Raw genomic sequence first — 10978 nt, 5'->3', positions numbered from 1 at the left:
AAAAAGAAAGGGCCGGTCCGAAGACCAGCCCTGTAGAAGTTTTGGGAGAGGATGCCTGAAAGGCACCCCCCATATGCTTTCGGAGGGTGATTCCCGCAAACGCGAAAACCATTACATAAGTTGCATGTCTTGCAACGGTCGCCCTCTGTGCGCTGAGCGTCAACTTTGCAAAACGGCCCCATAGAGGTCGTGCTCGTCCGCGTCTTCGACGAGAACTTCAACGATATCACCGACTTGCAGCCCACCAGCGTCGCGCAGGAAGACGTTTCCGTCGATCTCGGGAGCGTCCGCCTGCGAGCGGCCGGTTGCACCGACGTCACCGTCTTCGTCCGCTTCGCCCACTTCGTCGATGATGACGGGCAGCACGCGGCCGACCTTGGCAGCGAGCTTCGCGGCGCTGATCGCGGCGGTCTTTTCCATGATCCGCTGGTAGCGCTCTTCCTTGACCTCTTCCGGCACCGGATCGGGCAGGTGGTTCGCCGAGGCACCCTCGACCGGTTCGAAGCGGAAGGCGCCGACGCGGTCGAGCTGTGCTTCGTCGAGCCAGTCGAGCAGGTACTGGAAGTCCGCCTCGGTCTCGCCGGGGAAGCCGACGACGAAGCTGGAGCGGATCGCGATATCCGGGCAGATCTCGCGCCACTTGTGGATGCGGTCGAGCACCTTGGCCTCGTTAGCCGGGCGTTTCATCGCCTTGAGCACCGACGGCGCCGCGTGCTGGAACGGGATGTCGAGGTAGGGCGTGATCAGCCCTTCGGCCATCAGCGGGATGACGTTGTCGACGTGCGGGTAGGGGTAGACGTAGTGCAGGCGCACCCACGGCTTGCGGCCCTGCGCATCCTTCAGGCCGCCGAGTTCACGGGCGAGGTCGGTCATGTGGGTGCGGACCGCGTGGTCCTTCCACATGCGTTCCTCGTGGCGCACGTCGACGCCGTAGGCCGAAGTGTCCTGGCTGATGACGAGCAGTTCGCGCGTTCCGGCCTGCACCAGCTTTTCCGCTTCGCGCAGCACCGCGTCGATGCGGCGGCTTGCCAGCTTTCCGCGCAAGCTGGGGATGATGCAGAACGAGCAGGCGTGGTTGCAGCCCTCGGAGATCTTGAGGTAGCCGTAGTGGCGCGGCGTCAGCTTGACGCCGGCGTCGTCGTAGGCCTGCGGGATCAGGTCGAGGTAGGGCGAGAGTTCGGGCGGGGCCGCCTCATGCACCGCCTCGACGACTGCCTCGTACTGATGCGCACCGGTCACCGCGAGGACTTGCGGGAACTTGGCGCGGATCGCTTCCGCCTCGTTGCCCATGCAGCCGGTCACGATCACGCGGCCGTTCTCGGCGATCGCCTCGCCGATGGCGGCAAGGCTTTCTTCCTTGGCAGAGTCGAGGAAGCCGCAGGTGTTGACGAGCACGACGTCGGCGCCGGAATAGTCCGGGCTCATGTCGTAGCCGTCCGCGCGCAGACGGGTGAGGATGCGCTCTGAATCGACGAGCGCTTTCGGGCAGCCGAGGCTGACCATGCCGACTTTCGGCGGGGAGGGGAGTTCGATAGCCATGGGATTGGCGCGCCCGATACCCGCAAATGGCGTCCGAGTCACGAAAAACGAATTTTGCGGGTGATTCGCAAAACTTGCACAAGTGCACGGAGCCTGCAAGACAGGGCGCCGCACTTAGGGAAGGATTGGAAATGGGTCCGGTGAACTGGCTGGCGGTCGTGCTGGCTGCAGCGCTCGCGGTAGCGGCGGGCGTCGTGTGGAACACCGTGCTGTTCCGTGACGGACGCCAGATCGTCCCCGGCAGTTCTGAACGTGCGGGCGGTTACATCACCATGGCCGTGGTGTTCCTCATCAGCGCGGCGATGCTGGGCCATGCGCTCGCCCGGATCGGTGCCGAGACGCTGGCGGCGAAGCCCTGGCTCTACTTCATGCAGAGCGGCGGACTGGCGATCGCCTTCGTCATGCCTGCGGTGTGGCTGACGCACTCACGCAGCCGCACCGAGCCCGCGCGCCGGGTGATCGACTGCGCGTTCTGGCTGGTCGCCTACCTGGCGATGGGGCTGGTGTTCTGGGTATTCGGGTAAGGTTGCTGCAAACACTCTCGTCATCCCAGCGCAGGCTGGGACCGCTGGCGGCTGTGCGCCCAACCCTCGTCAAAGCGCCCTCACGCTACGCAGGTTTTTTGCGGTTAGCGGCCCCAGCCTGCGCTGGGATGACGAGATTTGCTGCGATAACTTTAGAATAGACTTCAAGGCGTGACCGCGATCTCCACGATCAGATCGCCGGCCTCCAGCACTTTCGCGCCGGGCTCCCAGAAGCCGATGCACTGCTCGCCGCGATAGATGCGCACGCCCTTGCCGGTGGCCAATTGATCCAGCGACTTGCCGACTTCCTCCGGGCGCACGGGTCGTTCGACCAACTGCACCCGCCCATCCACCGAGGCGAGGTCGGACATGTACTCGGCGATGTGCTGCCCTTCCGCCGAGCCTGCCAGCAGCAGGCCGGTGAAGCGGACCGGGTTGATGACGTTGTCCGCACCCGCCTGCCGCGCCAGCAGTTCGTTGTCGTCGGCGCGGACCACCACGGTGATCGGCACGCCGGGCGCGAGGTGGCGCGCGGTCAGCACGATCAGGATCGAGGTGTCATCGCGCCCCGCCGAGACGAGGATCGTGCGCGCAGCGTCGATCCTCACGGCGGCCAGCGTCTCGTCGCGGGTGGCATCGCCTTCGAGCACGTTGCAGCCCTGCTGCTCGGCATGGCGCAGTCGTCCCGCGGACGGATCGACGACGACGATGCAGGCCGGGTCGGTGCCGCGCGCGATCAGTTCCTGTACCGCCTGCGAGCCGCTGACGCCGAAGCCCAGCACGACGACATGGTCGGACAGGCGTTCCTGAATGCGCTTCATGCGCCAGCTCTCCCAGCTATGCTTGATGAAGTAATTGTAGGCGGTGCCCACGAAGATGAAGATCACCGCGAAGCGGATCGGCGTGACGATGACCGCCTCGATCAACCGTGACTTGTCGCTGACCGGCGCGATGTCGCCGAAACCGGTCGTGGTGATCGAGATCATCGTGAAATAGAACACGTCGAGGAAGCTGACGGTCCCGTCGTGCGTGTCCTTCAGGCCGTCGCGGTCGATCCAGTGGAGCAGCACCACAAGCATCACCAGCGCGAAGGCGCCGCCGAGCCGGAGGCCAAGGTCCGCCCATACCGGCAGGTCGACCGCGCGCTTGAGCGGCTTCGCCAGCTTGGGAGGCAGTTTCGGCTTCTTCATGCCGGTGATCAGGGGGCCTTGGGCAACTGGCCCAGCGGATCGACGGGCTGGCCATCCTGGCGCACTTCGAAGTGCAGTTCGCTGCCCTTGGCGCGCCCGGTGTCACCGACCAGGCCCACGCGTTCCCCGGCGGCGACTTTCGCGCCTTCCTTTACCGTGACGCGGCTGAGGAAGCCGTAGGCGGTGAACCAGCCGTCGCCGTGGTCGAGCACGACGAGGTTGCCGAACTGGTTCTTCTCTGCCCCCGCGAACTTGACGGTTCCGGCAGCGGCCGCACGGACCATCGTGCCCTTGGCGGCAGGAATATCGATGCCGTCGTGGTAGTCAGAACCCGTCGTGTACCCGCGCCGCACTGTGCCTGCCAGCGGCCACGCGAACCGCGCGGAGCGAGGTGCCGGGGCCGCAACCACCGGCTTGGGTGCGGGCACGATGGTCTTCGCGGCACCCTTGGGTGGTTCGATCAGCGTCGGGATCAGCAGGTTCTGGCCCGGCTTCACCGGCGCGGCCGGATCGAGGTTGTTGGCGAGCGCGATCTGCTCCCACGGAACGGCGGTGTCCATCGAGATGGAGAAGGCGGTTTCCCCCGCCTTGACCAGATGGCGGCCGGTGCGCGGAATCCGCAGCTTCTGGCCGACGCGCACGTCATAGGGCGGCTGCAGGCCGTTGGCTTCGGCGATGAGGATGCGGGGCACCTTGGCGCGCGCGGCGATACCGCCGAGCGTTTCGCCGGTGGCGACGAGATGTTCGGTCTCGTATTCGGGCGCACCTGCGGCAGCCGGGGTGCGGGCCTCGATCACGCGGGCGGCAGTGGCGACCTTCTTCGCGGCAGGCGCTGCGGTGTCGGCAGCGTGGGCTACTTGCGCGGCTTTGCCGTCACGCGGGATTGCCAGCTTCTGGCCGACGCGGACCACGTAAGGTTCCTTGAGCGCGTTGGCCTTGACGATGGCGCTGGTCGAAACGCCCGCGCGGTTGGCGATGCCGTTCAACGTTTCGCCGGATGCGACGACGTGGACCGTCTCTTCCTCTTTGGGAGCGGCGGCGTAAGCGGGCGTGCTCGCAAGGGCAGCAGCGAGGAAGAGGGCGCGCTTCATCAGGCGAAACGCTCCGCCAGCGCCTGCATCGAGGCGTCATGCGTAAGGTCGAGGTGCAGCGGCGTCACCGCAATGTAGCCCTCCGAGATCGCCTCGAGGTCGGTGTTGTGGCCCAGCGTGTGCTCGATGCCGTGGAGGCCGAACCAGTAATACGGGAAACCGCGCGGATCGCGGCCTTCGACGACCGATCCGCGCGCGTAGTCGTGGAAGCCCTGACGCACGACGCGGATGCCCTTGATCGCATCGGCGGGCAGCGCCGGGAAATTGACGTTGACCAGCGTGCGCGGCGCGAACGGCTGATCGAGCAGCGGGCGCAGCACTTTGGCGCCCCATGCCTCGGCGGCGGCGAAGTCCACGCCGTCGCCCATGTCCTCGCGCGAGGGGACCTGGCTGAGCGCGATCGAGCGGATACCCGCCAGCGCGCCTTCCAGCGCGGCCGAGACGGTGCCCGAATACGTCACGTCATCGCCGAGGTTGGCGCCGCGATTGACACCCGAGAGGATCAGATCGGGCGGTCCGGGCAGCGCCTTGCGCAGCCCCATCGTCACCGAATCGGTCGGCGTGCCGGTCACCGAGAAGCGCTTTTCCGCGTGCTGGCGCATCCGCACCGGGCGAGTGAGCGTCAGCGAGTGCCCAGCGCCCGACTGTTCCTCGCTCGGCGCGCAGATCCAGATGTCGTCGGAAAGCTGCGCGGCGATCTTCTCCAGCACATAGAGGCCGGGGGCGTTGATGCCGTCGTCATTGGTGAGGAGAATGCGCATATTCATGCCTTTAACCATAGTTGCGCAAGGGAGGCTACGCGAACCCGTTGCGGCACCGTATTTTCTTTCGTCATCGCGAGGGCCGCAGGTCCGTGGCGATCCAGGGCGGAATCGAGCTGCCCTGGATTGCTTCGCTATGCTCGCAATGACGAGGAAGGGTGGTCGCTCAGACCAGCGCTTCCAGCTTCTCGATCCCGCCCATCCACGGCTTGAGCACCTCGGGCACCAGAACCGAGCCGTCCTCCTGCTGATAGTTCTCCAGAACCGCCACCAGCGTACGGCCGACCGCGAGGCCCGAGCCGTTGAGCGTGTGCACGAACTCGGTCTTCTTCGAGCCTTCCGGCTTGTAGCGCGCGTTCATGCGGCGGGCCTGATAGTCGCCGCAGTTCGAGATCGAGCTAATCTCGCGGTAAGCGGCCTGACCCGGCAGCCAGACTTCGAGGTCGAAGGTCTTGCGCGCGGTGGCTCCCATGTCGCCGGCGCAGAGCAGCACCTTGCGGTAGGGCAGGCCGAGTGCTTCGAGAATGCCCTCGGCGGCCTTGACCATGCGCTCGTGCTCCGCCTCGCTCTCTTCCAGCTTGGCGATGGTGACGAGTTCGACCTTCTCGAACTGGTGCTGGCGGATGAACCCGCGCGTGTCACGCCCGGCCGCGCCCGCTTCCGAGCGGAAGCAGGGGGTGAGGGCGGTCATGCGCAGGGGCAGTGTCTCGGGGTTCAGGATGTCGCCCGAGACCGCGTTGGTCAGCGAGACTTCGGCCGTCGGGATCAGCCAGCGGCCGTCGGTGGTCCTGAACAGATCCTCGGAGAACTTGGGCAACTGGCCGGTGCCGTAGACGGCCTCGTCCTTGACCAGCAGCGGCACGGCGCATTCCATGTAGCCGTTGGTCGCCGTCTGCGTGTCGAGCATGAACTGCGCGAGCGCGCGGTGCAGGCGCGCCATCTGGCCCTTGAGGAAGGTGAAGCGCGCGCCCGACAGCTTCGCGCCCGTCTCGAAATCGAGGCCGAGTGCGGGGCCGAGGTCGGCATGTTCCCTGGGCGTGAAGGCGAATTCGCGCGGCGTGCCCCAGCGCGAGACTTCGACGTTCTGCGATTCGTCCTCGCCGTCCGGCACTTCGGCGACGGGAATGTTGGGCAGGCCCGCCAGCGCGTCCTGAAGCTGCGCGGAAAGTGCCTTCTCCTCGGCTTCGAGCGCGGGGAGGGTATCCTTGAGCGTCGCGACTTCGGCCTTGAGTGCCTCGGCCGTGGCGGTGTCGCCCGAACCCATGGCCTTGCCGATCGCCTTGGAGGCTTCGTTGCGGCGGTTCTGCCCTTCCTGCATGCGCGTCGCGACGGCGCGGCGCTGCTCGTCGAGGGCGACGAGGCTGGCGGCAACGGGCGCTACGCCCCGGCGGGCGAGGCCGGCGTCGAAGGCTTCGGGATTTTCGCGGATCTGGCGGATGTCGTGCATAGTGCCGCTGCCTATGCCGCGCGGGCGTTGCGCCCGCAAGACGCCGCGCCGGTTTATGACGCCGATCGGCCGGGGAAACGGCGCCGTGCAGAAGGCACCGGCCGATTAGGACGCAGCCGCAATGCGGTTGGATGCAAGATCAGTTTCAGGAAGATCGCCGGAGGCGAAGTCACCATCCTTGGAGAAGGATGGTGGGCGCGACAGGGATTGAACCTGTGACCCCACCCGTGTGAAGGGTGTGCTCTACCGCTGAGCTACGCGCCCGCTCCGTTAGCGGAAGCGCGCCTTTAGACAGGCCGGATCGAATTGACAAGCGGGGAATGCAAGATAAATCGCTGCAGTATGACTGAAGAGACCCAGACGCCCGAATCCGCACCCGTGACCTCCGGTTCCGACGTGCCGCCCGATCACCTCGCGATCAATCCGCGCAGCCCCTTCTTCGATCAGGACAAGCTGCAGCGCGGCGTCGGCATCCGCTTCAAGGGCACCGTGCGTACCAATGTCGAGGAATATTCCATTTCCGAAGGCTGGGTACGCGTGCAGGCGGGCAAGACGCTCGACCGCAAGGGCAATCCGCTTACCGTCAAGCTGATGGGGCCGGTCGAGGCATGGTACGAAGACCTCGGAGAGAACCCGCCGGTCGCGAAGAAAGACTGAACTCCCGGAACGAAAAGCGCGCCGTCGCATGGGCGAGGGCGCGCTCTTCGGGGGATGAGAAGGTTAGAATTTTCCGGCGATAATGTCGCCGATAGGGTCGCTGCGGCGGCCCTTTTTCTTTGCCGGACTGCCATCGCGGGCAAAGGCAAGGCGAACTTCGCCGCGATCGGGCTCTGCATCCCTGAACTTCGTGCCGGGCTTGGCGTTGTATATGAAGCCCGAGACCGGCCAGTGCGTGTTGCCCAGATTGCGCGAGGGGCCGTACCAGATGCGCACTTCGCTCCAGTCGTTGTTCGGCGAGACGTCGAGCGCGGTGACGTTGCGCTCGATCTCGCCCGGCACCGACCAGTTGGCGTGGCTGAGCAGCACTGTGCGCGCATCGACGATGCGGCTGACGGTGGCGACGTGGCCGAGCCTCGAATTGTTGAACGGCTTGATCGCCATTACCGCGCCCACGCGCGGCGATCCGCCGGTGGCGTAGCGGCCCTTGGCCTGACCCCACCAGGTCCACGCATCGCCATAGAGTTGGATGCCCGAAGTGGTGCGCGCATAAGGCACGCATTCGAGGTGGCCGGGGGTATTGGGCACGCTCACGGCCGAGCCCGCGCCGCCGTCGCGCGCGCCGTCCGCGTCGATGACGGTCGCGGCCATGGCGGTTGCGGGAAGCACGCTCGCCAGAGCCAGCGCTGCAACGGTGATGTGTCGAAAAGCCCTCATGAACGCCGTTTTGCCCTCGGAACATTGCCATGCGTCTTCCGGGGTTGGTTAACGACGAGCGGCCGAAAGGTTCCGGTCGAGTTGCTCAAATCGGCTCGAACATTGAGCATCAATCGATTGCATCGACGTTAACGCGGATTTTCGCCCTTTTCCTGATGCCTTTGTAAATGCAGGTAATCGGCGGGCTTTTCGCGAAGTGGTCGGGGCTGACGCCGACGCGTCCTGCTCTTGGCGGGGCAGCGCGAATCACCGCAAAGCTTGCTAAATTCGCCGGAAATCCCCAAGCGGTGGGAATCATGCTTCCCCAAGTTATCATCATAGGCCGACCCAACGTCGGCAAGTCCACGCTGTTCAACCGACTCGTCGGCAAGAAACTGGCGCTGGTCGACGACCAGCCCGGCGTCACGCGCGACCGTCGTTTCGGCGATGCCGAGCTTATCGGCCTGAAATTCCAGATCGTCGACACCGCCGGCTGGGAGGACGACGAGGCCGAAACGCTGCCGGGCCGTATGCGCAAGCAGACCGAGGCCGCGCTGGCGACCGCGGATGTCGCGCTGTTCGTGGTCGATGCGCGCGCGGGGCTCACCCCGCTCGACGAGGAGATCGGCAACTGGCTGCGCGCCTCGCCGGTGCCGGTGATCCTGCTTGCCAACAAGGCCGAGGGCCGCGCGGGCGAGGGCGGGCTGCTGGAAGCCTATTCGCTGGGCCTCGGCGATCCGATCGGTGTCTCCGCCGAACACGGCGAAGGCATGGCGGACCTGTTCGAGGCGCTGTTGCCGCACCTCGATCCGCTGCAGCCGCCCGAAGACGAATTCCCCGAGGAAGAGGACGAGGAAGCGCGCCTGCTCGCGCCGCTCAAGCTGGCGATCGTCGGCCGTCCGAACGCTGGCAAGTCCACGCTCATCAACAAGCTGCTGGGCGAAGACCGCCTGCTCACCGGGCCGGAGGCGGGGATCACCCGCGATTCGATCACCATCCACTGGAACTGGACGGACCCCAAGACGCAGGACACGCGTGAGGTTCACCTGATCGACACGGCCGGCATGCGCAAGCGCGCCAACGTGGTCGAGAAGCTGGAGCGCATGGCCGTGGCCGACGCGCGCCATGCGATCGATTTCGCCGAAGTCGTCGTGTTGCTCCTCGACGCCACGCGCGGGCTGGAGCACCAGGACCTGACGATCGCGTCGAAGGTGCTGGAGGAGGGCCGCGCGCTGATGATCGCGATCAACAAGTGGGACGTGGCCGAGGATGCCTCGGGCCTGTTCAACGGCATTCGCGCCGCGCTGGATGATGGACTGGCGCAGGTTCGCGGTCTGCCGCTGCTGGCGGTCTCCGCGCGCACCGGCAAGGGGCTGGACGAGATGATCGCCGCAGCCTTCTCCATCCGCGAGGCGTGGAGCAAGCGCGTGCCGACTTCGGCGCTTAACCGCTGGTTCGACGATGCGCTGGGCGCCAACCCGCCGCCGGCGCCGGGCGGCAAGCGCATCAAGCTGCGCTACATCACGCAGGCGAAGACCCGCCCGCCGGGCTTCGTGGTCTTCGGCACGCGCCTCGACCTGCTGCCGGAGAGCTACAAGCGCTATCTCATCAACGGGATGCGGCGCGAACTGGGCTTCGAATCGGTGCCGATCCGCCTGAACCTGCGCAGCGCCAAGAACCCGTTCAAGAAGGACTGAGGGCAAGGCCGGGGTATGAACTCCGGCCTTGTCGTTTCCGTCGTCCCGGACTTGATCCGGGACCGCTGGCCATGAGCAGCCCACGTCGCTGCGTGCGCCTGCGGCCTATCGCCTCAAGATGTGCCAGCGGTCCCGGATCAAGTCCGGGACGACGGGGCGTCATGAAGGATGCGCCACCGCTTCCTCTACCGCCTTTGCCGCACCCGCTTCGGTCTGCACCGGGATCGGCGAGCCTTCCGCCACAGCGGCTTTGGCCTCGCGCCGGTCGCGATGCTGGTTCCATACCGCGATGAACAGGGCGGCGATGACCGGGCCGATGATGAAGCCGTTGAGGCCGAACAGTTCCAGCCCCGAAAGCGTCGCGATCAGCACCACGAAGTCGGGCAGGCGGGTGTCCCGGCCGACGAGGATCGGGCGCAGCACGTTATCGACCATGCCGATGATGAACACGCCGCAGAACACCACGATGCCGCCGTGCACAGTGTTGCCGGAAGCGAAGAGGTAGATCGCGGCGGGCACCCAGATGATGCCGGTCCCGACGGCCGGCAGCAGCGAAAAGAACCCCATCAGCACGCCCCAGATCACCGCGCCCTCAATGCCCAGCACCGAGAACAGCAGACCGCCGAGCAGCCCTTGCACCACCGCGACGACCACGGTGCCGCGCATCGTCGCGCGCACCACGAGCAGGAAGTTCTGGATCAGCGAATCGCGCGTGTCGGCGTGGAGCGGCATGCTGGTGCGCACCATCTCGCCGTAGCGGTCGCCGTCTCGCAGCAGGAAGTAGCTGAGGTAGAGCATCACGCCCAGTGCCGCCACGAAGCTCAGCGCGCCCTGACCGACCGACAGCACCCGGCCTGCGACCGTCTGCAAGCCGCTGGTGATGCTGGAGCCGAACTGGCGGCGGATCGTCTCGAAATCGTTGAGGCCGAATTCGGCGACCATGCTGCGCACGCGGTGCGGCAGAGCGCCCTGGACCTGCTGGACGATGCGGCCGAAGTCGATCTGGCCGGTGGTGATCTTCTGGTAGAGGACCGTCGCCTCGTTGACGATGCTGATGCCAAGCAGGATCGTCGGCACCACGAACAGTGCGATCAGGCCGAACAGAACGATCGAGGCGGCAAGGTTCTTGCGTCCGTCCAGCCGTTCGGCGAGCTTCGCGGTCATCGGCTGGAACATGATCGCGGCGACCACGCCCCACAGGACAGCGCCGAAATACGGGGCGAGCAGATAGGCCCCGGCCAAGGAAATAAGCACCACGAGGACGGCGAAGCCGACATCCTCGGTCTGTAACCCACGCTTTTCGTCAGATCCCATTACCACCCCTTACAACGCAAAACCGCCGCTGCCATCCGATAAACGACGGCAGCGGCGGCGGG

11 protein-coding genes and 1 tRNA gene are annotated in these 10978 nt (G+C 66.0%); 3 read left to right on the top strand and 9 right to left on the bottom strand.

Going from position 1 to position 10978, the window contains the following annotated elements; all coding sequences use genetic code 11:
- Nucleotides 1-159 precede the first annotated feature (159 nt).
- Nucleotides 160-1539 carry a 30S ribosomal protein S12 methylthiotransferase RimO gene (gene rimO, locus LH128_RS30380; protein ID WP_008833529.1) on the bottom strand — a complete coding sequence of 460 codons (1380 nt, stop codon included), beginning with the start codon at nt 1537-1539 and terminating at the stop codon, nt 160-162.
- A gap of 131 nt (nt 1540-1670) precedes the next feature.
- Here rimO and LH128_RS30375 point away from each other — a divergent pair, with 131 nt between their 5' ends.
- The gene (locus LH128_RS30375) at nt 1671-2063 is read left to right on the top strand and encodes a DUF1761 domain-containing protein (protein ID WP_008833528.1); all 393 of its coding nucleotides are present in this window, start codon (nt 1671-1673) and stop codon (nt 2061-2063) included.
- Between the two features lie 164 nt (nt 2064-2227).
- On the opposite strand, the gene LH128_RS30370 is transcribed toward LH128_RS30375, so the two are convergent.
- The 5 genes from LH128_RS30370 to LH128_RS30350 all read right to left on the bottom strand — a co-directional run bounded on the left by LH128_RS30370 (nt 2228) and on the right by LH128_RS30350 (nt 6816).
- The gene (locus LH128_RS30370; RefSeq protein WP_008833527.1) at nt 2228-3253 is read right to left on the bottom strand and encodes a potassium channel family protein; all 1026 of its coding nucleotides are present in this window, start codon (nt 3251-3253) and stop codon (nt 2228-2230) included.
- An 8-nt stretch (nt 3254-3261) separates the two neighbouring features.
- Nucleotides 3262-4344 (bottom strand): LysM peptidoglycan-binding domain-containing M23 family metallopeptidase, encoded by a 1083-nt coding sequence (locus tag LH128_RS30365; RefSeq protein ID WP_008833526.1) that lies wholly within the window; start codon nt 4342-4344, stop codon nt 3262-3264.
- Entirely contained in the window at nt 4344-5105 is a 762-nt protein-coding gene (gene surE / locus LH128_RS30360; protein WP_008833525.1) for a 5'/3'-nucleotidase SurE, read from the bottom strand. Before surE ends, LH128_RS30365 begins: the two co-directional genes overlap by 1 nt.
- 166 nt (nt 5106-5271) lie before the next feature.
- Nucleotides 5272-6552, bottom strand: a complete 1281-nt coding sequence (serS, locus tag LH128_RS30355; protein ID WP_008833524.1) for a serine--tRNA ligase — start codon at nt 6550-6552, stop codon at nt 5272-5274.
- Nucleotides 6553-6741: 189 nt separating this feature from the next.
- Nucleotides 6742-6816, bottom strand: a tRNA-Val gene (locus tag LH128_RS30350).
- A gap of 78 nt (nt 6817-6894) precedes the next feature.
- On the opposite strand from LH128_RS30350, the gene LH128_RS30345 reads away from it, so the two are divergent.
- Nucleotides 6895-7209, top strand: a complete 315-nt coding sequence (locus tag LH128_RS30345) for a DUF3297 family protein (RefSeq protein ID WP_008833523.1) — start codon at nt 6895-6897, stop codon at nt 7207-7209.
- Between the two features lie 63 nt (nt 7210-7272).
- On the opposite strand, the gene LH128_RS30340 is transcribed toward LH128_RS30345, so the two are convergent.
- Together LH128_RS30340 and LH128_RS34910 are read right to left on the bottom strand one after the other, a co-directional pair.
- Nucleotides 7273-7926: a CHAP domain-containing protein gene (locus LH128_RS30340; protein WP_037522203.1), complete on the bottom strand. Its 654-nt coding sequence runs from the start codon at nt 7924-7926 to the stop codon at nt 7273-7275.
- A gap of 109 nt (nt 7927-8035) precedes the next feature.
- On the bottom strand, nt 8036-8224 hold the full coding sequence (locus LH128_RS34910; RefSeq protein WP_327195329.1) for a hypothetical protein: 189 nt from the start codon (nt 8222-8224) through the stop codon (nt 8036-8038).
- Here LH128_RS34910 and der point away from each other — a divergent pair.
- Nucleotides 8223-9602: a ribosome biogenesis GTPase Der gene (gene der, locus LH128_RS30335; RefSeq protein ID WP_008833521.1), complete on the top strand. Its 1380-nt coding sequence runs from the start codon at nt 8223-8225 to the stop codon at nt 9600-9602. The genes LH128_RS34910 and der overlap by 2 nt on opposite strands.
- Nucleotides 9603-9761: 159 nt before the next feature.
- On the opposite strand, the gene LH128_RS30330 is transcribed toward der, so the two are convergent.
- Nucleotides 9762-10916: an AI-2E family transporter gene (locus tag LH128_RS30330; RefSeq protein WP_008833520.1), complete on the bottom strand. Its 1155-nt coding sequence runs from the start codon at nt 10914-10916 to the stop codon at nt 9762-9764.
- Between the last annotated feature and the right edge of the window lie 62 nt (nt 10917-10978).

The organism is Sphingomonas sp. LH128 (assembly GCF_000293195.2).
GTDB classification, from domain to species: Bacteria; Pseudomonadota; Alphaproteobacteria; order Sphingomonadales; family Sphingomonadaceae; genus Novosphingobium; species Novosphingobium resinovorum_A.
The sequence above is the reverse complement of the archived record's forward strand: the minus strand, read 5'-3'. Positions and strand labels throughout refer to the sequence as shown.

What these genes read in the sequence shown, in the direction of transcription:
- rimO (WP_008833529.1), bottom strand. Translation starts at nt 1,539, where the DNA reads ATGGCTATCGAACTCCCCTCCCCGCCGAAAGTCGGCATGGTCAGCCTC.
- LH128_RS30375 (WP_008833528.1), top strand. Translation starts at nt 1,671, where the DNA reads ATGGGTCCGGTGAACTGGCTGGCGGTCGTGCTGGCTGCAGCGCTCGCG.
- LH128_RS30370 (WP_008833527.1), bottom strand. Translation starts at nt 3,253, where the DNA reads ATGAAGAAGCCGAAACTGCCTCCCAAGCTGGCGAAGCCGCTCAAGCGC.
- LH128_RS30365 (WP_008833526.1), bottom strand. Translation starts at nt 4,344, where the DNA reads ATGAAGCGCGCCCTCTTCCTCGCTGCTGCCCTTGCGAGCACGCCCGCT.
- surE (WP_008833525.1), bottom strand. Translation starts at nt 5,105, where the DNA reads ATGCGCATTCTCCTCACCAATGACGACGGCATCAACGCCCCCGGCCTC.
- serS (WP_008833524.1), bottom strand. Translation starts at nt 6,552, where the DNA reads ATGCACGACATCCGCCAGATCCGCGAAAATCCCGAAGCCTTCGACGCC.
- LH128_RS30345 (WP_008833523.1), top strand. Translation starts at nt 6,895, where the DNA reads ATGACTGAAGAGACCCAGACGCCCGAATCCGCACCCGTGACCTCCGGT.
- LH128_RS30340 (WP_037522203.1), bottom strand. Translation starts at nt 7,926, where the DNA reads ATGAGGGCTTTTCGACACATCACCGTTGCAGCGCTGGCTCTGGCGAGC.
- der (WP_008833521.1), top strand. Translation starts at nt 8,223, where the DNA reads ATGCTTCCCCAAGTTATCATCATAGGCCGACCCAACGTCGGCAAGTCC.
- LH128_RS34910 (WP_327195329.1), bottom strand. Translation starts at nt 8,224, where the DNA reads ATGATTCCCACCGCTTGGGGATTTCCGGCGAATTTAGCAAGCTTTGCG.
- LH128_RS30330 (WP_008833520.1), bottom strand. Translation starts at nt 10,916, where the DNA reads ATGGGATCTGACGAAAAGCGTGGGTTACAGACCGAGGATGTCGGCTTC.